The following is a 24,977-nucleotide window of genomic DNA, read 5'->3' as shown; positions in this document are numbered from 1 at the left end:
TCTTCGCCACAATACTTTAAATTATCGTATTGCAATTTGGAACTTTTGCTATATCCTAAATAGCCATATATAGCTAATTTCAGAAACCTTGTTCGATAACATCTGCAAATTTATTGCTGAGACCTATTCTACTGACATCGCCACATGGCTGCTTGGTGAAGCAATTCAGCTTACTCAAGTGCAACCTCAAGAGTTGGCAGTGGAGCCAATTCGTGCAGATAGTTTGATTTTGCTCGAAGCTGAAGGACTGCTATTACATTTAGAGTTTCAAACCAAAGCCGATCGCCAAATTCCGTTTCGGATGCTGGACTATTGGGTACGCGCAACAAGGAGATTTCCTGATAAAAACATCCACCAAGTTGTGATTTACCTGAAAGAAACAAGTGCGGATGTAGTCTATCAGAACAAATTTGAAGGCAGCAAAACTTCTCACGAATTTGAGGTAATTAGATTATGGGAACAGTCTGCTGATAAATTTTTAGAGAATGTGGGGATGTTGCCTTTTGCTATACTGGTCAGTGACAGAAACAAAGAAAGTTTGCTCCAAGAAATCGCTCAAAAAATCGATCAAATCCCTGAACTAAATACTCGTAAAACTATAGCAGCAGCAACTTATGTGTTAGCGGGTCTAGTTTTAAATAAAAACATCATTAAGCAAATTTTGAGGAGAGATATCATGCGTGAGTCTGTAACATATCAAGAAATTTTGCAAGAGGGTCGCCAAGAGGGTCGCCAAGAGGGTCGCCAAGAGGGTCGCCAAGAGGGCATGAAGAATGCGCTTACAATTATTATTTTGAAGCAGCTTACGCGCAAGTTTGGTACTTTGCCGCCAAAGCTGCATTCGCGAATTATCAGGTCGCACGTCCCTCGTTTAGAAAATCTTGCTGAGGCAGTTTTGGATTTTGAGAGTTTGGCTGATTTAGAAGCTTGGTTAAATAAGAAATAGGTTTTTGTAAGCTCTAAATGCCACAATAAATTTAATAGTAATTTGGTCGCAGCAAAAATTCATGACTCAAGATGCTGATTTCGAGATGATTACGATCGCAGTCGAGCCTTATGAAGATCAAACTCAGACGGGTAGCTCTGTTGCTCATCCCAGAGGGTGGGGCGGTGAGGCTCAATCAAGTAAAAATATTAAGCAAGAAAAGACCTTAACTGTTGCTGAACTCGAACAAAAGATGTCGGGCTTTTTGCAAATGGTGGGGCGGGTTTTTAGTAGTGCTGAGAAGGAGGCTAAGAAACGGCGGGAATGTGTCTCGACGAAATCGAGCTATCGGTGGAGATTGGGGCTGAGGGCGAAATTCGGCTGATCGGCAGTGGTGCTAAAGCTAGCGGCAAGAGTGCGATCAAGCTCAAGTTTAAACGGGTGACGGAAGATTAGAGTTTATGGCGAATTGGGCGATCGCGATCGGGGTTAATGAATATCAGTTTTTGCATCATTTGAAGTATGCGAAAAATGACGCGCTGCATATTTGTGATTTTTTAGGAAATGAGGCAAAGTTTGATCGCATTTTCTATTTTTCCGATGATTCGCCAGATCTTGATGGCAAGACGACTAAGCCTTTTCGCAACAATTTGCTGAAGGTATTTAAGGAGCTTTTTGCTCAGCCATTTCTCCATGAAAGCGATAACTTTTGGTTCTTTTTTGCTGGGCATGGCATTTTATGTGATGGGATCGATTATTTGATGCCGAGCGATGGCGATCCCGATAATGTTGTGGACACAGGAATTTCAGTCAATCAAGTAATCCAAAATTTGCGCGGAAGTGGCGCGGGTAATGTAATTTTGGCGCTAGACGCTTGTCGCAATCAGGTGCGGCGCAACGGTGACACGCGATCAGGGGAAGGAATTGGGCGTGAAACTGAGAGAGTTGCCAAAATTGCGGATGTGATAAGTATTGCGGCTTGTAGTCCGTCGGAATATTCCTATGAGGTTGACGATCTTCAGCATGGGGCATTTACTTACGCTTTGGTGGAGGGGCTTGGCTTGCAAGGTCGTTGTGCAACGGCGGCGAAGTTGAATACTTACTTATCTCAAGCATCGTGTTCCTGAATTGGCGAAGACTAGACAAACTCCGCGCATGATGCTCGATCCACAAGAGAAAGGACATTTGATTTTGATGCCGAAATATGCAGAAAAGATCGATCTAGAACCTCTTAAGAAGGATGCTTTTAAGGCACATCGCAACAAAAATCTTTATCTGGCGAGACGTTTGTGGATGCAGGTTTTGGCGGTGGATGGGACAGACTATGAAGCGATCGCAGAAATTGAAGGTTTGGCGGTGGAGCGTTATCTTGGCACATCGCCACAAGTAGCGCCTAATCCTGCTGTTGAGTCTGGGAAGCGCAATGTAAGTAAAGAACCAGAACCGAATCCGTTAACTATTGACCTTGGAAATGGCATCACCTTAGATCTAGTACTTGTCCCTGCGGGAAGTTTTGCTATGGGTGAGCATCAGGTAACTTTAAAAGAATTTCTAATTGGCAAATATGCGGTGACTAATTCTCAATGGCAAGCTGTGATGAAAAAACAGGGATCGATAAATTGCGATAAAAAGTTTCAAGGAGATTTGCAGCCTGTTGTTGGTGAGTCTTGGCATAAGGCTAGAGCCTTTTGTCAGAAGCTGTCGCAACAGACAGGACGAGCGGTAAGACTACCCACCGAAGCTGAATGGGAATATGCAGCAAGGGGTGCTAATCAGAGTAAAGGTTATGAGTATTCAGGTAGTAACAATCTCGATGAAGTGGGATGGTACGACGATAACTCTGGCAGTAATACGCATACTGTGGGGCAGAAAAAGGCTAATGAGCTTGGCATTTATGACATGAGCGGCAATGTGTCGGAATGGTGCTTAGATGAGTGGCACGATAGCTATGATGACAAGCCAGAAAAATTAAAAAGTAACGGTAATGAAGCTTGGGATAATTTTAATGTGGACAATAATGACAATCATTCTTACCTGCTCCGTGGCGGTTCTTGGGACAGCAAAGTTAGGATCTGTTGTGCTGCCTCTCGCGACTTTGGCATCGCGCGTCTTCGGAACGATCAAATTGGTTTTCGTTTAGTTATCGCTTCTTCTTAGTGAGGACTTAGTTTACCCTTTACTCTTTTACCCTCTTGCCCTTTGTATTTCCCCATTTCGCCTTTGGCGATCAAATTTTTTTGCAATATACTTGAAATCATCAAACAAGAAATCTAATAAGATGACAATTAAAGAAAAAGTTCTCAATGCAGTCACCGAACTCCCTCAAAATGTTGACTTTGAGGAGATATTAGAGCGTCTTTATTTTCTCTACAAATTAGAGACAGGATTACAAAAAATTCAGACAGGAGACACGCTTACCCACTCACAAGCCATGCTCAGTCTAAAAACATGGCACAAATAAACTGGACGCGAATCCATTCGCGAAGTAATTTTTCGCAATTACCGCATTGTCCATTCTTTAGAGAGGGAATCTGAAAAACCATAAATTATGGTGGGAATGCTCTGACCTGACGAAATGTCTCTCAATCCAAAATTCTGTCAAATGGGGATGATTGCTATAATTACCATATCGCTCCGATTAGGAAACCATCATGACTCAGGCGATCGCACCACCCAATCTCTCAAATAATGCCCCTGAAGACAAACTTCTCTGGACAAGTGCTGACTTAGAGCTACTACCCGAAAACGGTAACCGTTATGAAATTATTAATGGAGAACTTTACGTGACTAGAGCGCCCCACAACAAACATCAAAAAACTTGTGGCAGATTTTTTACTGTTTTAGATATTTGGTCGGTAGCTACAAAATTAGGTGAAGCCGAGATTGGCGCAGGGGTGGTTTTTGGTGATAATGATGATGTCATTCCTGATGTGGTGTGGCTGAGCAATGAGAGACATGCAGCATTGATTGATGATTCTGGACATTTTCGTGGTGCGCCTGATCTGGTAATAGAAGTACTATCAGCAGGGACAGAAAACGAAAAACGCGATCGCGAAGTTAAGTTGAAACTCTATTCATCACGGGGAATTTTGGAATATTGGATCGCTGATTGGAGAAATAAGCAAGTTCAAGTTTATCGCCGAGAAAATGGAATTCTCAAATTAGAAATGACTCTATTTGTTAGTGATACTCTTACTTCACCATTATTACCAGACTTTTCTTGTCCTTTAGTCCAGATTTTTGAATAAGTTTGCCAGAGAAGTTTGCAAATGAGCATATGCTCATTTGCAAACTTCTCTACATAAGGCGGTAAAGTAAAGCCAGAACTAAAAGCTTTTATTTTGTGTTTATGTCCTTTCAACGCTCTAGTGGAATTTTATTACATCCAACCTCACTACCCAGTAAATTTGGGATCGGGGATTTAGGAGAGACGGCTTATCAGTTTATTGAGTTTTTATCGCGTAGTGGTCAAAAGCTATGGCAAGTGCTGCCCCTTGGCCCAACAGGATATGGGAATTCTCCCTATATGAGCTTTAGCGCGATCGCAGGTAGCATGTATCTGATCAGCCCAGAGCTTTTAGCAAAGCAATATTTGCTTAAAGAAGAGGATTGGGCGGATATTCCTGAATTTAATCAAGATCGGGTTGATTTTGAGGCAGTGATGCCATACAAACGCAAATTGCTAGAGATTGCTTTTGAGCGCTTCAAACAAGGATATGTCGATCAAGATCTCCAACATCACCACGATCTGTATTTGCTCCAAGAGCAATTCAAAAAGTTTTGCTACGAAGAAGCTGATTGGCTCGAAGACTATGTGCTATTCATGGCACTGCATGAACAAAATCCTAAAATCCTTTGGAATAATTGGGAACCTGCGATCGCTAGACGGGAAGCTCAAGCATTACAACAAAAGCGTGAAGAATTGCATGACCAAATTGAGTTTCAAAGATTTGTGCAATTTATCTTTTTTGATCAATGGTTGAAACTCAAGCAATATGCCAATATGCGAAGCATTCAAATTATTGGCGATATTCCCATCTATGTATCGCACAATAGCTCTGATGTCTGGGCAAATCCCAAAAACTTTGTTCTTGATCCTGAAACCTATGAAGTCGCCCAAATGGCAGGAGTCCCACCCGACTATTTCAGCGCCACAGGTCAACTATGGGGCAATCCAGTCTATAACTGGGAATATCTCCAAGAAACTAACTTTGCATGGTGGATTGATCGCTTCAGATTTTTAAATCGGTATGTTGATATTATTCGTATCGATCACTTCCGAGGCTTTGAAGCTTTTTGGCAAGTACCCGCAGGTGAAGAAACAGCCATCAATGGCGAATGGGAAACAGCCCCGGGAACTGAGCTATTTACAAAGCTGAATGAGGTGATGGGTGAGTTGCCAATTCTTGCCGAAGATTTGGGCGTGATCACTCCTGAAGTTGATAAGTTGCGCGATGATTTTGGGTTTCCTGGGATGCGCGTCCTCATGTTTGCGTTTGGAGGTGGCTCCGACAATTTTCATTTACCCCACAATTACGTCCGCAATTGTGCAGTTTATACAGGAACTCATGACAATGACACGGCTGTGGGCTGGTGGCAGCGAGCTAGCAGATACGAAAAAGAATTGTTTTACAAATATATAGTTGGTTTTGCCGCAGGTGAGCCGATTAACTGGGTGCTGATCCGTATAGCGATGGCAGCAGTATCGGTAATTGCAATCGTGCCTCTGCAAGATGTCCTTGGCTTAGATAACAGTGGTCGCATGAATACACCAGGAACTGCGACAGGAAATTGGGGCTGGCGCTATAGCGATCCCAATTTGCTCAACCAAGATCTTAGCGATCGCCTACTCGAAATTACACAACTCTATAGCCGCTAAGTACCTCAACCCAATAAAAAAAGGTGTGTCACAAAGTGACACACCTTTTTAGGACAAATCAAAACCCAAGAATTGGTTGGCGGCGCTCCGCGCCGCCAACCAATTCTTGGGTTTTATGTCTTAGTAAACTTGCCGACAGCTATACAAACCACAAAATCGGGTTTTAAATTATAATTGCGACCTTTATTATTAGTCTTAAGAAACTTGACACAAAATTTGGTATGAGAATATATATCTACTATTAATAAATTTCACAAACGATTCCTATAAAGTCGTTCTGCCCCAAAACAATGTCTTCCGTCGCTTCTGAAGCTTTACTCATCATTTTACTAATTCTTGTCAATGGTGTTTTTTCGATGTCCGAGCTAGCGATCGTATCTGCTCGCAAAGTGCGCCTAGAGCAATGGGCAAAGGAAGGAAATGCAAAAGCCAGAGCAGCTTTAAGATTGATCGCTTCACCCACAAATTTCTTGTCAACCGTTCAGATAGGGATTACCTTAATCGGAATTTTAAGCGGTGCATTGGGTGGTGCAACCGTCGCTCAAACTTTGCAGCAGACATTCGATACCGTCCCTTTGTTACAACCCTATAGCAAAACCATTAGCTTTGCGATCGTGGTTGGTATCATCACTTACCTCTCTCTAGTAGTTGGCGAGCTTGTTCCTAAGCGATTAGCGATGAGCAATGCTGAGCAGATTGCCTGTGCAGTTGCGCCACCGATGCGATTTCTTGCCAATATTGGTACTCCTGTTGTGTATTTACTAAGTATTTCAACAGAAGCTTTACTTGGTTTATTAGGAATTCAGGTAACTGAAGAATCGCAAGTTACAGAAGAAGAAATTAAGGTGATGATTGCTCAAGGAGCCGAATCAGGCATGTTTGAGGAGGCGGAACATGACATGGTTGAGCGTGTTTTTCGTTTAGGTGATCGCCCCATTAAATCTCTGATGACTCCACGCACAGAAATCGACTGGCTCGATGTTGATGCGCCTTTTGAAGAAACACAGCGCGAAGTTTTAAACAGTGGGCATTCCCGCTTTCCTGTTGCAAGAGAAAATCTTGATGATTGTGTAGGTATTGTTGAGATCAAAGCATTTCTCAACGCTAGTCTCAATGGTACTCCCATCGATTTAGTCAAAGCTAGTAGTCCTCCTCTATATGTTGCCGAGACTGCAAGTGCTTTGAGTGTCTTGGAGCAGTTTAAACAATCTGGCGATCGCGTCGCAATGGTGACCGATGAGTATGGTGGTGTTGAAGGGCTAGTAACCCTTACAGATTTACTCGAAGCGATCGTTGGGGATCTGCCATCAAATGATCGTCAAGGTGATCCCGATGCTATGCAAAGAGAAGATGGTTCTTGGCTAATCGATGGCATGATTTCTAGCGATCGCCTCAAAGAGATTCTCGAAGTTGAAGAGCTCCCCTATGAAGAAGAACACAATTACCATACTCTTGGTGGGCTGATGATGACTTATCTTCGACATATTCCCATGGTTGGTGAACATTTCACTTGGGAGAGAATGCGCTTTGAAGTCGTGGATATGGATGGCAACCGAGTAGATAAAGTACTAGTTAATTTATCGCCGCCAATAGTACCCACTGACGAAGAACCAAGAAGTAATTTTAAACGAACATAAAAAATATCGGCAATATCGGCAAATATAAAGACATGCAATGCATGTCTTTATATTTGCTTATAATCCTTTCACCCTAAAGAAATAGATATGCCTCCATCTCTACTAGCTTCTAGACTTTACACACTTTGTACGAATCTTTAGGATTAACTGCTTAGCAATGTATAGCTAATGTCACTTGTCTTAGGACAAATCAAAAACCAAGAATGGATTGGCTGCGCTCCGCGCAGCCAATCCATTCTTGGTTTTTGAGCTAACATCACCTGATTCAAAAGCTCAATTAGTCACAAGCTATTAATTTGAGTAGAGAGCTAACTTTATTCACTAGCTCCGATGTCGAGAAACCTTTAGTGAGATAATCAGTTGCACCAAGACGAGTTGTCTCGCGAGACCATTCTTCCGCAAGACGTGATGAAATCACAAGGATTGGCATATCCAATCCTGCTTGACGACAGCGATCAATCAACGTGAATCCATCCATACGTGGCATCTCAATATCAGTAATTAGCAAAGCTGGTTGACCATACCGTAGCAACCATTGCCAAGCATCCATCCCATCATCGCAAGTTGTAATTTCATATCCTTGCGGTGATAAGCTGCTCTCAATTCTTCGCCGCATTAGTGCCGCATCATCAACTACTAAAATCTGACGATCGCTGGATAGTTCGAGGAAGGAAGCATTTGATTGAGAACTAGAAATTGTGAGTCGTTCAGCATCCGAGGAGAAGAAGACTTCGACAAAGGAAAGTGCGTCAATTACAGGAATAAGTTTGCCATCAGGCATCAGGCTCATCCCGATTAAGCCGATCGGCGCAAACAAAGGCGCTGGAATTGGATTCACCAGCAAATCACTCTGACCAATCAAGGTGTCAGCAATCAACCAAATACCGCGATCGCTACCTGATTGTTTCGTTCTCACTGCGATCGCAGATGGCAGGATCGTTCTGGTTTCCGTTTGACCTTGCCAATATTGATAAAGATCGATCGCAGGTACTTTACCCGAATCTTCTTGCACTTCAATTGTATAGTCAGAACGATCTGTCTTTTGCCAGAGCAAACCCTCCATCAAAGTAGTTGTGTAAATCTCGGAAGTAGGAACCGCAAAAGTGCGATCGCCTGCTTGCAAGAGCATACATCGTACAAACAAATGTGGAACAGGGACTTGAATTGTGAAAGCTGTACCTTTACCGATTTGGGACACAAGACTGAGCTTGCCATTCATTAGTGCAACTTGGCTTGCTACTACATCCATCCCTACGCCCCGACCTGAAATATCGCTAACGACCGTAGTAGAAGTAAAGCCAGATTGGCATAGTACATTGAGGAGACGCTCAGAAGTACTGGTATCGGTAAGTGGCAGTCCTTTGGATTTGGCAATTTGACTAATGAGATCAGGATCAATTCCTTTGCCATCATCACGAATGCTAAGGTCAAACATACTACCGCGTCGTTTTAGAGACAGCTCGATTTTCCCCTGTAAAGGTTTGCCAGATTGCTCTCGATTCGGTGTATCTTCAATCCCATGATCATAGGAATTACGCAATAAATGAAGTACCACAGGTTCTAAACTACGAAGTGTACCGGCATCAAGTTCCAATTGTTCGCCAATAATCGTGAATTGAACAACTTTACCAACTCTAGTCATTAGATCTCGTAAAATCCCTCTCGATCTAAAAGCTAGTGTTGAGAATGGAATAAGACGACTTTCTTCGATGGTTTGCTGGAGATTCCGCAAGCTGCGATCAAGAACTTGGATGCTATCAGCAGTTCGCCTTGCCGATTCGCCTGTTTCTGAGCCTAACTCTATCAAACGCAGACTGATTTCCAATAAACGGTTAATTGCTGTATAGCCTTGACGATAGCGCTCAATCTTCAGACCATCCTGTTCTCCAGAAGAATCTAATAATGCGTAATCATCTTGGACTTCCCGCAGTTGGGTAATGTACTGCACACTATTTTGAGCAAGTGAGACTAATGGTAATAAATTCGCATAAACAGATTGGTAAAATCCTTGCGTGGCGCGAGTTGCCATTAATGTCTCAACTAGATATTGAGATGATCTCTCTAGGCGATCAAGTGGCACAGGGATTTGAATATCTGTCGTAAGAGAAACTTGAGAATTAATGAAAGATGAAACATCATTGCCAGCGATTAATCCAGATTCTATATTAGAAGATGAAATAATTGATTCTTGCTCAACCTCAAAAATTCCTCCCTGACGAGCGCTTTCTTTGACCTTTTGCAGAAATGGCATCCATTCTGTATGCCATAACTCACAATCTAGGCGATCGCATAATTCACTACCCTTTTGCAAAAAATCATGCCAAGTAGTCGCCAAATTAATTTCTGTACCAATTTCCTGCAACTGGGCAACCGTTTGCTTGGCGATCTCAGCAGTCTCTGTCGGGACTTCCCCTGTAAGTGGCAAATCTTCAATTGCCATTTCTAGCTCAAGAATGACCAAATCAAAACCTTGATCAGCAAATTCTTGCTGAACTTGGCGCATTTCGTTCCATTCAGGAAGATATTCGGATTGAATGCGATCGCGCAAGGTTTGAATATACTTCATCGCTGCATCAGGATCGCTTTTTTCACCCATCTGGACAGAGCCAATCAACAGTTCGCCAGCTTCGATCAGAGACTTAGCTAATTCCCCGTCAGCTAAAGGTGGCGCAATATCGAGATAGCGAAGATCGGAAAGTAAATCCTCTAATATGGTGGAGACTTGAAGTACAGCTTGAAATCCTACAGTTACAGAACCACCTTTAATCGTATGCACACACCTATATAGCTGCTGAATATCTTCACGCCAATTGGCAGCATTTAGCTGATGTACAGTATCCACATATAATTGCAAATACTTCTGCGTATCTAATTCAAATAGATTACGCAGTTCTTCTTGCAATTGTAAATCATCAAATTCAGAATTTGCCATAATTTGCTGTCATTTCGCTATTCGCTATCAATTTGTGATTATGCTCGAACATTAGCTCACAGCCTGAAATCCCTCAATTTCAAGAGTCTCCATCTCGTCAATTTCCATGTCCTCTGTTTCCAGCATTGGCGGCAAACGAAAAAACTGTACCCTTTCTAGTAACTGACGAGCCAGCATTCCCATCTTGCCTGATTGATCACGAGTAAACTGCGCTTGAGAAGCAGAACGTTCAGCAATCGATTCAATATCTTGAATCGATGCCAAGCTAAATTTTACGGCTTCAGCAATTGATTGAGAAGAATCAGTAACTGCCATACCAATTTCTGATAACTCTTCGGTTACAGTTGCGATATTGGTAAATGACTGTTCTGAACTATTCACACTATTCGTAAAGTCGGACACAAGGCTATTTACATCGCGAACATCTTGATCAATACCCGACACGACTACATCAACAAATCCCGTCCGTTGCTGCAAAGTTACTAACCCCTGATTGGTTTGGGTTGCCAAGTTATTTACCTGCGAGGCGATCGCTTCAAATTCTCTTGCCACAGAGACAAATTGTTCAGGATCTCGTTGTTCTAACGCCCGTGCCGCTACCATCGAGGCATTGGTCGCCAACACCTGAGTTAGGGAGGCAAGACGCTTTTGATCCAACACAAATTGTTTGGCAAGAGCCACGAATTCGCCCAGATTTTTAATCCTTTGCACCATCTGTACGGTCGCAGCTTGTAGCGACTCAATTGATGCTGTCAAGTAAATAATTTGCTCCTCCCCTTGTCGTACAGCTGAGCGTACCCTCTGCACAGCTTTGTTAGCCGCGATCGCTAGTTGAGCTGCTTCTTGAGCCAATTGGTTTACATCTTCAATTCCTAAACGGGCTTGCACCACCAAAGATTCCTGCTGCTCAGCGTTCTGAGATACCGTGATCGCTAATTTCTCAAGGCGATCGGTACGCAGTGTAACTTGCTGCGCGGTCTGCAAAACTGCCGCAAGTACTTCAGCTAGCTGCTCTGAGAGACGATTGAGCGTATCTGCAATCAAACCTGTCGCATGTGGACTCACTTCAGCCTTAGCTGTTAGATCTCCCATCTCAAGCTCCGAAACCACATCCAACAAGTGAGAAATCTCATCTTGGAAAATATCATTTTGGGCTTCGGCTTCAATCTTGGCAGTAGATTGATCTTGCTTGTTTTGCGCAAGGTTAAAAGTCATCTGATTAAAAACTTCAGCTAGCTTACCAATTTCATCCCGTGCACCAAGCTCTACAGATGTATCAAAATTGCCTGAGGAGTATTGTCTAGCGATCGCTTCTAGACCCTGAATCCTTTTGCTAAGGGTATTACCAATAAACAAACCAATTAATGAACTAACCGCAATCAAGATAGTCCCTAAGCCAAACACAAATAATGTGGCATCGGATAGTTGCCTTTGTGCCTCTTGGTTAACAATCGCCGCAAGGTGACTGTTTAGATACAAAGAGGCAATCACAAAGCCAATTAATGATAGAAAGCTAGTTGAACCGATCGCAAAGATAATTTTGGAGCTAATCGGTAAATTATTTAACCAACTACTCTTGTTTGAAGCTTGTCTGGATATAGGGGCAGCAGCAACGGCAGCCTTCCTCTTTCTTTTTGCATTCGCTTTTTTGCTTGAAAAGGGAGGTTTATTCGCCATACGTAAACATATTTAACAGTTTTGAAATGTCAAAGACAGGATAATTTTGGGTTTGCTTCTCAGTAACCCGTAAATTAGCTTGTCTTTTTAAAGATATTAACAACATACCGCTTCCTGTTGTGACTCTTGAGTGTGCTTCGCAACAATGTCAAAAATAATACTCAGAGAGCTTACTACTTGCCCACTATCTTTAAGGCTCAAACTTTAAGGCTCAAATTATTGTGTAGCATAAAGCCCGACTCAATAATTCTGACATTTCGATATAAATAAACCTCAGATTCAAAACCCATGTTGCCCGCTGCGCGGGCAACATGGGTTTTAAGGTTTTGCCTAAATTACTTACGCAAGTTCCTGTATCCTTGGATATTAACTTTTTAATTTAATAAATTTATCAATCAAGCGATCGCCATGCATCAAGCGTATGTACTGGGACTGGGACAGTCTGGAATTTCTGCGGCAAAATTGCTTAAAGCTGATGGCTGGCAAGTGACAGTTAGTGATAGCAGTGTTAGTCCCAGCTTAGAGCAACGTAAGCAAGTTTTAGAGTCGGAAGGAATTGCAGTTGAGCTTGGAGGATTTCCTGACTTTGCCAGATTAATTGAATCGGGGCAAAATGTAGACCTCGTGGCTGTTAGTCCAGGTGTGCCTTGGGATCGGCAAGAAGTTGAACAGGCGCGATCGCTAAGTATTGATACGATCGGTGAGATTGAGCTTGCTTGGCGCTATCTTAAACATGTTCCTTGGGTCGGCATCACAGGGACTAATGGGAAGACTACGGTCACATCGCTGACAGCGTCAATTTTTAAAGCTGCGGGGCTAAATGCGATCGCCTGCGGCAATATTGGTTTTCCCGCGTGCGAAATCGCTTTACAGGTACTACAGCAAAAATTTACTCCTGATTGGATTATTGCCGAACTGAGTAGCTATCAGATCGAATCAGCTCAAACTGTCAAACCCCAAATTGGTGTCTGGACTACCTTTACCCCCGATCACCTCAATCGTCACTATACTCTTGAGGCATATCGCAACATCAAAGCTAGTTTAATCGATCAATCTACCAACATAATCCTCAATGGTAATGATCCATATCTAGTCAATTTTGGAGCGGCGATGTGGCCAAAAGCAATCTGGACGGGTATTGATGAGCATGTGGTAGAAGCGATTGCCGATGGGGCTTGTATTGCTGATGGATGGGTCAAGTTTCGTGGCGAGCCTATTTTCCCAATCGCCCATTGGCAGCTTTTGGGTGAGCACAATCGTCAAAATTTATTGATGGCAGTGGCGGCGGCAAGGATTGCTGGGATTGAGTCTAAGCATATCGATCTGGCGATCTCCAATTTTCAAGGTGTGCCACATCGCCTTGAACATATTTGTTTTTATGAAGGCATTGCTTTTATTAATGACAGCAAAGCTACAAATTATGATGCAGCGGAAGTGGGACTAAGAGCGGTAAAACCACCTGTCGTATTGATTGCTGGAGGTCAGCCGAAGCAAGGTGATGCCAGTGCATGGCTAGAGCAAATCCATCAAAGAGCGATCGCAGTATTATTGATTGGTGAAGCGGCGGTTTTATTTGCCGACATGCTCAAAGACGTAGGGTTTAAAAACTATCAAATCGTAGAAAATCTCGAAAACGCGGTCAAACAAGCATCCCATATTGCCCACAGTCGTGCCCATAATCACCCTAGCCAGCCTTTGCCAACTGTGCTATTCTCGCCTGCATGTGCTAGCTTTGACCAGTTTGCTAACTTCGAGCAGCGTGGCGATCGCTTCCGCCAACTTTGCCAAAAGCTTTGTCAGGAATTTCGCTAAGAATTTTGCCAAAATATAGTCATGACCCCATCGCTTCTGCCCAAAGATCTTGCCAAAATTAATCTATTCAAACGCCGAACTGTAATGATCTGGGTGATTTTGGCGCTGTCGATGGTTGGTTTAATTGTGCGCTTAGTATACTTACAGGTGATCACATCGCCTGATTTGCTCGAAAAAGCCCGAAGGCAGCAAATGTTTACCATGCGACCATTTATTCCTCGTCGCACTATAACCGATCGCAAAGGTGCAGTTTTAGCTTTAGATCGTCCTGTATACACATTATTTGCGCATCCTCATCTTTACAAAAAGAAACCTGAAGAGATCGCTGAAAAACTTGCGCCAATCCTCAGACGACCCGCAGATAAATTGCTCAGTGTTCTTACCCGTGATACTACTTCTACGCAAGTCGAATATTGGCTATCCGAGGAAAAAGCTGATCTAATTTTTAGCTTGGGTCTCGATGGGTTAGATCTTGTCCAACAGCGGCATCGACTTTATCCACAGCAGGATCTCGCAGCGGAACTACTCGGCTATGTGAATGTCGATCATCGCGGTCAAGCGGGAATCGAACTTAGTCAAGAAAAATTATTAGAGCGTACCGATCAAGCGCCATCAGTTGCCCAAGATGGTAACGGCAAGTTAATTCCTAACCGTATTCCTGCGGGAATGCTGCAAAGCGATCGCACTAGTTTACAAATGACGATTGATTCCCGTATTCAACGCACCGCTCGGCAGATCCTCAAGCAACAGATGGTCAAGTTTGGCGCAAAACGTGGCTCGGTGATCGTTATGGATGCTAGGGATGGTGGGTTGCTATCACTAGTGACTGAGCCAACTTATGATCCAAATCGCTATTATGAGTCAGATGTCAAACTCTTCAAGAATTGGGCTGTTTCTGACCTGTATGAACCAGGGTCAACATTTAAACCTCTTAATGTTGCGATCGCACTCGAAGCAGGAGCGATTCAGCCAGACACTGTATTTAATGATGAAGGAGCGCTTACTATTGGCGGCTGGCCTGTGGCTAACTTTGACTACGATCAAGTTGGTGCGGTTGGTTCTCTTAGTATTAGCCAAATCCTAGAGCGATCGAGCAATGTGGGCATGGTGCATATCATCCAACGCATGAAGCCATCGGTTTATTATGGTTGGCTAGAGCGTATAGGGCTGGGAGATATGTCTGGCATTGATCTACCTGCGGAAACCTCCAGTACTCTCAAGCCTCAAGAGCAGTTCATTGAATATGTGATCGAGCCAGCAACGGCTTCTTTTGGACAAGGATTTTCGCTCACACCGATTCAGATGGTGCAATTGCAAGGCATTCTTGCCAGTGGTGGCAAGTTACTTACGCCCCATGTGGTCAAAGGTTTAATTAATGATGAAGGCGAAGAGTATTATCAACCGAAGTTACCAACCCCACGACAAGTCATTTCGCCTGCCACAGCTCAGAGGGTTGTGGAAATGATGACTAATGTTGTCGAGAAGGGGACTGGTTTACCTGCACGTATTCCTGGTTATCGGATTGCTGGTAAAACTGGTACTGCTCAAAAGGCTTCAACTACTGGTGGCGGTTATATCAATGCTAAGATCACTAGCTTTGTTGGTATTTTTCCCTCGAAGGAGCCTCGTTATGTGGTGTTGGCTGTGATTGATGAACCTGTTGGAGCAGATGCATTTGGTTCTACTGTTGCGGCTCCAATTGTCAAGACAGTAATCGAAGACATTATTGTCAGTGAAGGGATTCCGCCAAGTCATCCTGAAGAAGTGATATCTAAAATACCAATTCTGCCTGAGCAATCAGCCTCACCATCACCTCAAGATGTAAAGCCTTCCCCAAATACTTCTCCTAGCGCTGCACCTACTCCATCTCGCGATCGCAGTAATTCACCAATTCCTGCATCTACTCCACCTCGCGATCGCACTTAAGACCAAAGCACAAAATGGCTACGCCATTTTGTGCTTTTATAGGGTTTGTTTTTTAATTCACAGAAGCGTGGCAACACTTTTTTGGGTTCTTCCATGGCGACGCATGTATCAGTCGTTAAGATTTGTTAAAATGTGCCAAGGTACTTAGGTTAAACAAGTTTAGGAAATTGTTATGGCAAAGGTTGAGATTTATACATGGCGCATGTGTCCCTTCTGTATAAGGGCAAAGCATTTGCTCGATAAGAAAAACGTAGAATATACGGAATATGTGATCGATGGGGACGAAGCAGCGCGATCAGCGATGGCAGATAGAGGCTCTGATGGTAAGCGTTCTGTCCCACAAATTTTTATCAACGATCAGCATATCGGTGGCTGTGATGCTATCCATGCTCTAGATTCTAAAGGTAAACTTGATGCTTTGCTAGCATAGCTAAATTTATACCAAGGCACAAAATGGCATAGCCATTTTATGTCTTAAAACCATTACAGGATTTGGTTTTCAATTCACATAAGTGTTGTTACACTTTTGTGAATTGCCAAATAAAGGAGAAAGCCTCGCTGCGCGAGGCTTTCTCCTTTATTTGGCAACTACACGGATTACTTTTTCCGATCGCACTAAATCACTTTCACCAGCAAAAATCGAACGTCCTTGACTATTGGGTGATTCTAAAGGAATTGCGCCCAGAGGCATTTGTACAGTTCTTAAACCAATGTCGCCTTCTTGACCGATCAAAAACGTGACTGGTAAATCTAGACGAGGCTTAGCGATCGCAGTCATGCTCACTAGCTTATCGGCTCGCGATTGAAACTTGAAGCATTGAGAACCGATCGCACCTCTAATCGCAGATCGAATATTTGCAGCCGCTATCCGCTTGGCAAAACCTTCGGCAGTAATTAAAATCAGTTCAGAATTAGGATTGGCTTGCAAATCTAGAACCGATACACCAATTTGAGTTTCTGAGCTTCCTAAACGTAAAGCAATATTTCCTGCGGCGGCTCTCCCTACGGTAGGAATTTGAGTCTCATCAGCTTTGAGTCGCAAAATCCGACCTGCGGAGGTCGCGATCGCGAGGTCTTGCTCTAAACCGACAATATCTGCCCAGAAAAGTGAGTCATCATCTTTAAATTTGGCGGCAATTAATCCTCTAGCAGTCATGTCGGCAAATTCTGAAAGCGGCGATCGCTTGATTTTGCCTTGAGTAGAAAGCAAGACTAAACCTTCAGGCGATTCGGCATTCTTTTCCCAAACAAACTGCGACACGATGCGATCGGTGCTATCGGGCAATAGTGTAATTAAAGGAGTAGCCCGTCCTTTACCTTTGACAATTGGCACATTCGCAAGAGCAAGGGGAAAGACTCTGCCTGAACTAGTCATCACCACCATTTCGCGATCGCTACGGGTGTCATAGGAAGCGATCGTGACATCATCTCCTAAATCCGCAGATTGTGCAGCTCTAGAATTACTCTCATAGCCTTTGATATAGCCTTTATGAGTGATCTGAACGGTCATATCCTGCGGTTCTGCAATGGGAATATTTAGCTCAGTTGTTAGCGAGATGAGAGGGACTTCTACAAGATTAGGTCGCTTATTAGTTGTTGCTTTAGTGGATTTGCGATCGCTTGTTTTTTCGGTGATTTCCTCAGTTACAGTCCCAGTCTCAAGGGTTTGCTGAATCTGGATTTCTCCTTCAGTTTTTTTGGATTTAGCTCTTTTGGCGGGTTCTTTTGGCAGTTCTAGATCATCACTTGGCGAAATATTAATAACTTGCTGGTTTTCCAACAATTCCCATGCGAGGCGAGTTCGTCGCTGATCGCTATGTCTTTTTTTATGATCGCGTAGTTCTTTTTTGAGATATTTCATCAACTCGCGGCGATCACCCAGTAGTCTCTCTAACCGAGCAATTTGTTGCTGCAAAGTTTCTAATTCTTCGCGGATCTTTTGTTGCTCAATAGCAGTGATCCGACGCAAAGGCATGGAGAGGATTGCTTCAGCTTGGGTTTCAGATAGTGCAAATTCTGTTTGGAGATCAGTTTTAGCAAGAGCGCTATTATTCGCAAATCGTAAAATCCTGATTAAGCGATCGATATCTTGAAGAACAATTACTAATCCTTCTAATAGATGTGATTTCTCCTCCGCTTTCTTCAGTTCATAACGAAAGCGCTTAGCAAGGGTTTCTTCCCGAAAAGATAGAAATTCTTGCAACAGCTCACGCAAGCTCATCTGCTTTGGTAGCGAACCTTTGAGAGCTAAGAGAATTACGCCAAAGTTTGATTGCAGAGCAGTTTGACGGTATAGCTGCTCGATAATTACTTCAGGTGAAATATCTTTTTTTAATTCAATGACAACGCGCATTCCTGCGCGATCGCTTTCATCCCGAATATCCGAAATCCCATCAATTTTGGCATTGTTTACTAATTCGGCAATTTTCTCGATCCATGCTGATTTATTTACTTGGTAAGGCAACTCAGTAACAATGATGGCAAGTTTTTGGCGTTTGCCAGTACCTTTGCCTCCAAACTGCTCAACCCCAGCCACACCACGAATCGTCACGCTTCCACGTCCCGTTAGATATGCCTCTCGCACACCATCCTGATTCATAATGATCCCACCAGTGGGAAAGTCAGGTGCAGGGATTAAACTCAATAACTGTTCATCAGATAAATTAGGATTATCGATTAAGGCGATCGCACCATCAACCACCTCACTCAAATTATGCGGCGGAATATTGGTCGCCATACCTACAGCGATACCCGTAGAGCCATTGAGCAATAGCATCGGCAACTGGGCAGGTAAAACCGCTGGCTCTTGCTCGGAGCCATCAAAGTTATCGACAAAATCAACAACATCTTCTTCGATTTCGCTTAGCAACGCCTCATTGCCGATCGCCGCCAAGCGACATTCGGTATAGCGCATGGCTGCCGCAGGGTCATTATCCACGGAGCCAAAGTTACCATGTCCCGCCAGTAGCGGGTATCGACTAGAAAAGTCTTGAACTAATCGTACTAGGGCATCGTAAACCGATTGATCTCCATGAGGGTGATATTTACCCAATACGTCCCCAACGACGCGGGCGCATTTACGAAATGGGCGCTCTGGAACGAGTCCAAGCTCATGCATGGCATAAATAATCCTGCGATGCACAGGTTTAAGTCCGTCACGGGCATCGGGCAAGGCACGACCAACAATGACGCTCATCGCATACTCTAGGTACGATCGCTGCATTTCCGTATGCAATGAGGTCGGTATAATATTTCCCCCGTTAGACTCCAACCCGAAATCTAGCTGTTGCTGCCCTTGCTTTGCCATAAAATCTACGAACGCTGTACAAGATAATCACGATACTTGAAAACAATGTAACAGCAAAACCAAGTCCTGTAGTGAATTTATCCCAAAGCTAAAAATGGCGTAGCCAATTTCAGCTTTGAAAAACCTGACTGGATTTTGGTTTTAATTACCAAAAAAAGAGAGGAGGTGCAAAGCACTCCTCTCTTTTTTACTTTTTATTTCTCAGTCATTCTCCATACTCCATCCCAACTATCTTCAGGTGGATTGAGCAAGAAGTGCTGACAACGAGTGATATGAATATTTGCAGCTTTATTTTGATGATCTAGCTCTAGGACTTCGGCAAACTCAGCTACGGCTTTACTAAATTTACGTGCAAGGTAATGCTCGCGAGCTGCATGGTAATGCTCAATTACTTGAGCTTGGACTGGACTGAGTGGATCAGATTTTAAACCAATTAACTCATATATACCAACAGGTTGATTTTTCCCTTTGACTTGAATGCAATCTAGTTCACGTACCCAGATGCGATCGCGACAAAATTTGTAAGTAGTCTCGCTAATGATTGCATCTGTTCCATATTGTTTACTTGCACCCTCCAATCGTGAACCGAGATTCACACCATCACCGATCGCCGTAAATTCCATCCGTCTCGTAGAGCCAATATTGCCGCTAATCACCGTATCGGAGTTAATCCCAATACCGATTCTGATTGTCGCCATATCGAGTTCTCGTTGATTTTGGGGCTTCAGTTGCTCAATGCGCTTGATATTAAACTCTTTTAAACGATGACGCATATCGATCGCAGTTTGGACAGCCATCCAAGCATGATCAGGAATTGGTAAAGGTGAACCAAATACCGCCATGATGGCATCACCAATATATTTATCCAGAGTGCCTTTGTAGTTAAATACTGCCTCTACCATCGTTTCAAAATATTCATTCAACATCATTACCACATCTTCAGCGGCGAGAGATTCTGTAATCGTGGTATAGCTGCGAATATCTGAGAACAAAACTGAAACTTCCTTACGATCGCCTCCCATCTTGGCATCACCACCTGCCAAAAGCTGTTCGGCTAGCTCTTGGGTCATGTAGCGATACATCGTACTCTTGAGGCGTTTCTCTTGACTGATGTCTTCCATCACCACTAGTGCACCATGCACACCTTCGCCTTCATCACCCTCAGACATGGTATTGATCGAAATATTGATGCTGTGCTGTTCGCCATCGGTAGAGCGCAGAGTTTGATCGGGATAATATTGCTTACGGCTTTTTTCGTCGCTACCTGTCAAACTGTTGTCAAACCACTTGGTAAAGTTGGCTTTCTCAATATTAATTAGTTCATATACAGATCGCCCTTCTAGCAGAGCATCACCAACACCAAGCAGAGTATAAGCGCGTTCGTTAGCGGCAATAATTTTGCCATGTTTGTCCGTGGAGATCACACCATCAGACAGACTTCGCAAAATGTCTTTTTGCATTTGCTGTTCTTGCTTGACCTTGGCAAACAACTTGGCATTTTCTAGCGCCACACCTGCTTGAACGTTGAAGACTTTCATGAAATCTTCATCATTACTATTAAAACTAGCTTTGAAGCGATCGGGAGATGAGGGCCAAGTGTTGGGATCGTATTCAGGAAAATCGCCACGCTGAACTTTGTTAACTAATTGAGTAACCCCGATTAGCTCTTTATTAGAGTTGAAAATCGGCATACAAAGTAGGCTACAGGTGCGATAACCATTTGCTTGATCAAATTTTTTGGAGTTGGCGGCATCAGGATGCTCGTAAAGATCAAAGGGAATATTTAAGACTTCACCAGTAGTTGCAACTCGCCCTGCAAATCCCACGCCCATAGGCACGCGCAATTCCTTGGTTAATCCATATTGATCGACAATTTGCGTCCAGAGATCATTGCGATCGCGATCAATTAGCCACAAAGTACTGCGATCGGCATTCATCAATAATTTGGCTTCATCCATCACCTTCTTAAGGGTTGCCTCTAGATCCAAACTTTGTCCGAGAGACATGGCTGCTTTCATCAGCGCATCAGCTGCCCGTTGCTTTTGAGCTGCCGAATAAAAAGCCTGAGAGCTTTCTAAAATTAGGCGCATTGATGGGGCGAACTGAGCAAATAGAGCTTGATCTTCTTCAGTAAAACCAATCCTATCAACACTATCTTCAAGCGGGATAGTGGGATCATTAACTCTTAACTTATTGATTAACTGCACCACGGCTACTAGTTGTTCGTCATCGTTCAAAAGTGGCATGGCGAGCATGGAGTAGGTACGATAACCAGTCCGCTCAAATTGCTTTTTAGCTTGAGTCGATCGCGGATCATCAAAAAAATCAAAGGGAATATTTACGATATGACCATAGGTGGCAACTTCACCTGCAATGCTTGTCGGTTCGGTCGAAATCCGAATTTCAATATTTTTGCCATCTTCCCCAGTCACATTTGTCCATAATTGGTTTTTATCGGCATCTAACAAGAAAATTGTGGTGCGATCGGCTGACAGGAGTTCACCAATTTTGCCGCGAATTGCTTGCAGCATTTCATCAAGGATCACATCAAAGTCGGTGTTGAGCATTCCTAGGGTTTGATTGACGATGCGCAATCTTTGCTCAACATCGCTAACAACTTGACTAAATTTTTCGGGGGTAAGTGGCGCAAGAACTGAGGCAAAACTGCCTCCTGCGGTCACCGCTAAGGCGCTGGAACTCTTATCAGAACTATCTTGAAAACCAGTTAAAGCTGGGGCTGGACTGTTGTGCTTAGCAGACAGAAATTCGCTTGAAGATTCGCTCTCTGCAATTACATCAATCGTAGAAATAGTATCCATGGATGGTATGCGAGAAGGGGATGATGGTGTCATATCAGCACTAAAATTTTCGGTTAGTCCCAACTTTTTAAGAGTGTTGATGCTTATTGAATCACTCTTGTTCCACTTGCACAGTTATTCTTTAGCTTATGCAAAGCCAATTTTTGTCAAATTGAAAAAATTATCTTAGCACTCCTAAGATTGAGATCGCAAACCTAGAAACTATAGACGGTGCGAATCACCGCCTACAAACCAAAATCAACAAGGTTGCATCCCTGCGGGGTGCAACCTTGTTGATTTATTGTTCGATTTATTTAAGGCGATCAGGAGCAATTCGAGTTTGGATCATCTCAAACAAGCGATCGCACACAGCTTCGCTTGTTTCATTTGCCGTGACCATGATCGATATATCAGCTTGAGCATAGCGATCGCGCCGTTGAGCATAGATATCATTGAGGGTTTGCAATGGATCAGCGGTCTGTAAAAGAGGGCGCTGCTCAGATGCAGTTTTGAGACGCTTGTGCAAAGTCTCAATCGGTACATCAATCCAAACAACAATGCCATCGTGGAGATGCGACCAATTAAGCGATCGCATGACAATGCCTCCACCTGTAGCCACAACTAAGCGGGTATACGCGGAAACCTGCGAAAGCACCTGCTGTTCGAGATCTCGAAATGTATCTTCTCCATCTTTGGCGAAAATTTCAGGAATTGGTTTCCCCGCACATTTCTCAATGAGTGGATCTGTATCTAAGAAGTTGTAACCTAATTTTTGGGCTAAGTGTTTACCGACGGTGCTTTTACCCGCTCCCATCATCCCAATCAAAAAAATATTCGTTCCGTTGAGCATTTGCCTGTATCTAAAAATTTATGATGGGTTGCAACGCAAAGTATTGCGCTCCATCGTGATTAAAGCAATATTCTCACAGCATTACACACAAGTCCCCCTGCACAGACAAGTCGCCCTGCACTCAAGTGCGGGCTAAGAGCTAAAGTCATCTGAAGATGACTGAACGAAATCAACCCGTTTTAACCTCATTACTATCTACATCTCAAGGCTGACTAAACAAAATCAACCCGTTTCAACGGGTTTTAGCTCTTAGCCCGCACTTGAGTGCAGGGCTTCTGATTTTTCGGTCGGAGATTGCTATAAAATTTTTATTGCTGTCTTGACGCTTATGGTAAAACTGTACGCTTAAGATATTTAAGATTAAATTTTCAAAAGTAAGTTGTGAATGCTGAACTATCGCACAGTCTTGTCTAGCAGAAGTTTGCCAAAAAATTTGTTGATAGGTTTAGGAATTGTCAGTGTCGCCGCGATCGCAAATAGTTTATTTGCGCTGGAGCACGACTGGCATTTACTGAGCATAACCACGATGATGATCGGCGGTACGCTTTTGTTTGTGAATGTGCGAAAAAGCTTTGCTTCAGATTTAGATCAGCCGACAGTAATCGATCGCAGTTACTTATTTAAAGAGTTACAGCAAGCGCAAAAGGCGATCGCCAAAATTGCTGACATCAGTAAGCGAGCAACTTTAGATGAGCAAGCGCAACAAATTACCAGTAATCTCCAAAAAAATCATTTTCGGATCGTGGTTTTTGGTACAGGGTCAGCAGGCAAAACCTCAGTAATTAATGCTTTGTTAGGACGCAAGGCAGGTAAAACTAGTGCAGCAATTGGTACTACAATCACACGCCAAGAATACGCTTACCAAGTTATCGGCTTTTCGCCAGTTGGCATTACGCCTATTCATAGTGAAAACAAAGTAAAGCGTCAAATTTCCTTGCTAGATACATCAGGGACGCAAGAAATGGGTGCAGTCGGGCAGCAAAGGGAACTAGAAGCTCTACAAATAGCTCAAAATGCCGATCTGATGATTTTTGTGACCGCAGGAGATTTAACGAATAGCGAATATTGCGAACTTGATCGTCTTGCAGGATTGGGTAAGCGCGTAATTCTGGCGTTTAACAAGACGGACTTATATTTGCCAAGCGATCGCGAACATGTATTAGCGAAGCTGCAAGATCGCACACAACATTTTTTAGCAGCTACGGATATTGTCGCGATCGCAGCCCAACCTAGCCCAATTAAGGTGCGGCAATATGCTAATACTGAAGCTTCTGAGCGTCATGACGCGATCCAAGAATGGTGGGAAGATGTACCGCCAGACGTGAAGCCCTTGAAAGAACGTATCGAAGAAATTCTTTCTAACGAGTGGGAAGATTTGCTAATACACAACACTCATCTGCAAATCAAAAATTTGTTGCAAGAAATCAATCGCACAATTCATCAAGAACGTCGCCAAGATGCAGCCATAATCATCAATCGCTATCAATTAATTGCTGCTACTACGGTCTTTGCTAACCCAATTCCTGCGATCGATTTACTAGCTGGAGCTGCAATTAATACACAAATGTTGATCGATCTAGCCAAAATCTACGATCGCCCCCTAAATTTCCAACAAGCCCAGCAATTTGCCATGACCATAGCCCAGCAATTAATGCAACTTGGTTGTATCGAAATTGCAACTTCGGCGATCGCTTCTTTCTTTAAAGTTAATGCCATCACCTATGCGATCGGCGGCTCTATGCAAGCAGTTACTGCCGCCTATCTAACTCATATCGGTGGCATGAGCTTTGTGGAGTACCTAGAGCAACAACCTGAAACCAAATCTGCGATCATCGCTAATCCTGCAATGCTCAAGACTCTTCAACAAATATGTCAAAAGACATTTACAGCATTACAAGGCGATCGCTTCTTTGTTGACTTTATAACTAGTATTTCCAGCCGTGTGGCTACTATAGCTACAGCCAAATAACACCAAAACACAAAATGACTTAGCCATTAAGCAACAAAAAAGAGGACGGTGCGTTGCACCGTCCTCTTTTTTGTTGCTTAATTACAAATCGCCACTGTTCGCTGATAACAAAAAGATGATGACAGGACCAGAAATGACAATCAGAGCCAAGCAGGTCAATTGAAAAATCAGCTGAAAATTAATGCTGGAAAATAGGGAAGTTACGAAGTCCATGGCAGTTTTCTTAAATATGATTTATTAATCAAACAATATTCTAGAGATATTC

The 24,977-nt window shown here is 43.3% G+C and carries 18 protein-coding genes; 12 read left to right on the top strand and 6 right to left on the bottom strand.

The annotated features are described in order from the left end of the window. The first annotated feature begins 88 nt into the window (after positions 1–88). The 8 genes from PseudUWO311_RS00855 to PseudUWO311_RS00820 all read left to right on the top strand — a co-directional run bounded on the left by PseudUWO311_RS00855 (position 89) and on the right by PseudUWO311_RS00820 (position 7,441). Entirely contained in the window at positions 89–946 is an 858-nt protein-coding gene (locus PseudUWO311_RS00855; protein ID WP_142653206.1) for an Rpn family recombination-promoting nuclease/putative transposase, read from the top strand. A gap of 61 nt (positions 947–1,007) precedes the next feature. Continuing rightward, positions 1,008–1,310, top strand: a complete 303-nt coding sequence (locus PseudUWO311_RS00850) for a hypothetical protein (protein ID WP_223807391.1) — start codon at positions 1,008–1,010, stop codon at positions 1,308–1,310. Between the two features lie 76 nt (positions 1,311–1,386). Then, positions 1,387–2,052 carry a caspase domain-containing protein gene (locus PseudUWO311_RS00845; RefSeq protein WP_142653205.1) on the top strand — a complete coding sequence of 222 codons (666 nt, stop codon included), beginning with the start codon at positions 1,387–1,389 and terminating at the stop codon, positions 2,050–2,052. 28 nt (positions 2,053–2,080) lie between these two features. Further along, complete coding sequence (locus PseudUWO311_RS00840) at positions 2,081–3,082, top strand: formylglycine-generating enzyme family protein (RefSeq protein WP_142653204.1); 1,002 nt, start codon at positions 2,081–2,083, stop codon at positions 3,080–3,082. Between the two features lie 121 nt (positions 3,083–3,203). Next, complete coding sequence (locus PseudUWO311_RS00835) at positions 3,204–3,386, top strand: hypothetical protein (RefSeq protein WP_142653203.1); 183 nt, start codon at positions 3,204–3,206, stop codon at positions 3,384–3,386. Between the two features lie 190 nt (positions 3,387–3,576). Next, a complete protein-coding gene (locus PseudUWO311_RS00830) occupies positions 3,577–4,173 on the top strand; it encodes a Uma2 family endonuclease (protein ID WP_142653202.1) in 597 nt (198 codons plus the stop codon). 101 nt (positions 4,174–4,274) lie between these two features. Next, the gene (gene malQ / locus PseudUWO311_RS00825; RefSeq protein ID WP_142653201.1) at positions 4,275–5,804 is read left to right on the top strand and encodes a 4-alpha-glucanotransferase; all 1,530 of its coding nucleotides are present in this window, start codon (positions 4,275–4,277) and stop codon (positions 5,802–5,804) included. A 290-nt stretch (positions 5,805–6,094) separates the two neighbouring features. Further along, entirely contained in the window at positions 6,095–7,441 is a 1,347-nt protein-coding gene (locus PseudUWO311_RS00820; protein ID WP_142653200.1) for a hemolysin family protein, read from the top strand. Positions 7,442–7,718: 277 nt separating this feature from the next. Here PseudUWO311_RS00820 and PseudUWO311_RS00815 read toward each other — a convergent pair whose 3' ends face one another. After that, positions 7,719–10,373, bottom strand: a complete 2,655-nt coding sequence (locus PseudUWO311_RS00815) for a response regulator (protein ID WP_142653199.1) — start codon at positions 10,371–10,373, stop codon at positions 7,719–7,721. 51 nt (positions 10,374–10,424) lie between these two features. Continuing rightward, on the bottom strand, positions 10,425–12,050 hold the full coding sequence (locus PseudUWO311_RS00810; RefSeq protein ID WP_142653198.1) for a methyl-accepting chemotaxis protein: 1,626 nt from the start codon (positions 12,048–12,050) through the stop codon (positions 10,425–10,427). Between the two features lie 408 nt (positions 12,051–12,458). Here PseudUWO311_RS00810 and murD point away from each other — a divergent pair, with 408 nt between their 5' ends. From murD to grxC, 3 genes are all read left to right on the top strand, one after another. Then, positions 12,459–13,862, top strand: a complete 1,404-nt coding sequence (gene murD / locus PseudUWO311_RS00805) for a UDP-N-acetylmuramoyl-L-alanine--D-glutamate ligase (RefSeq protein ID WP_142653197.1) — start codon at positions 12,459–12,461, stop codon at positions 13,860–13,862. Positions 13,863–13,883: 21 nt separating this feature from the next. Beyond that, positions 13,884–15,788, top strand: a complete 1,905-nt coding sequence (locus tag PseudUWO311_RS00800; protein WP_142653196.1) for a peptidoglycan D,D-transpeptidase FtsI family protein — start codon at positions 13,884–13,886, stop codon at positions 15,786–15,788. Positions 15,789–15,960: 172 nt separating this feature from the next. After that, entirely contained in the window at positions 15,961–16,218 is a 258-nt protein-coding gene (gene grxC / locus PseudUWO311_RS00795) for a glutaredoxin 3 (RefSeq protein ID WP_142653195.1), read from the top strand. Positions 16,219–16,365: 147 nt separating this feature from the next. On the opposite strand, the gene PseudUWO311_RS00790 is transcribed toward grxC, so the two are convergent. From PseudUWO311_RS00790 to PseudUWO311_RS00780, 3 genes are all read right to left on the bottom strand, one after another. Beyond that, positions 16,366–19,095, bottom strand: coding sequence for a DNA topoisomerase (ATP-hydrolyzing) subunit A (locus tag PseudUWO311_RS00790; protein WP_142653194.1), 2,730 nt, complete (start codon positions 19,093–19,095; stop codon positions 16,366–16,368). Positions 19,096–19,289: 194 nt separating this feature from the next. After that, positions 19,290–21,947, bottom strand: a complete 2,658-nt coding sequence (locus PseudUWO311_RS00785; protein WP_142653193.1) for an adenylate/guanylate cyclase domain-containing protein — start codon at positions 21,945–21,947, stop codon at positions 19,290–19,292. 256 nt (positions 21,948–22,203) lie between these two features. Continuing rightward, the gene (locus PseudUWO311_RS00780) at positions 22,204–22,743 is read right to left on the bottom strand and encodes a shikimate kinase (protein WP_142653192.1); all 540 of its coding nucleotides are present in this window, start codon (positions 22,741–22,743) and stop codon (positions 22,204–22,206) included. 385 nt (positions 22,744–23,128) lie between these two features. On the opposite strand from PseudUWO311_RS00780, the gene PseudUWO311_RS00775 reads away from it, so the two are divergent. After that, positions 23,129–24,712, top strand: coding sequence for a DUF697 domain-containing protein (locus tag PseudUWO311_RS00775; protein WP_142653191.1), 1,584 nt, complete (start codon positions 23,129–23,131; stop codon positions 24,710–24,712). 81 nt (positions 24,713–24,793) lie between these two features. Here the strand turns inward: PseudUWO311_RS00775 and psb30 are convergent, their stop codons facing one another. Next, positions 24,794–24,925, bottom strand: coding sequence for a photosystem II reaction center protein Ycf12/Psb30 (gene psb30, locus PseudUWO311_RS00770; protein ID WP_071590161.1), 132 nt, complete (start codon positions 24,923–24,925; stop codon positions 24,794–24,796). Positions 24,926–24,977 lie beyond the last annotated feature (52 nt).

The sequence above is a fragment of the Pseudanabaena sp. UWO311 genome, assembly GCF_006937785.1.
Classification (GTDB): Bacteria; Cyanobacteriota; Cyanobacteriia; order Pseudanabaenales; family Pseudanabaenaceae; genus Pseudanabaena.
The sequence above is the reverse complement of the archived record's forward strand: the minus strand, read 5'-3'. Positions and strand labels throughout refer to the sequence as shown.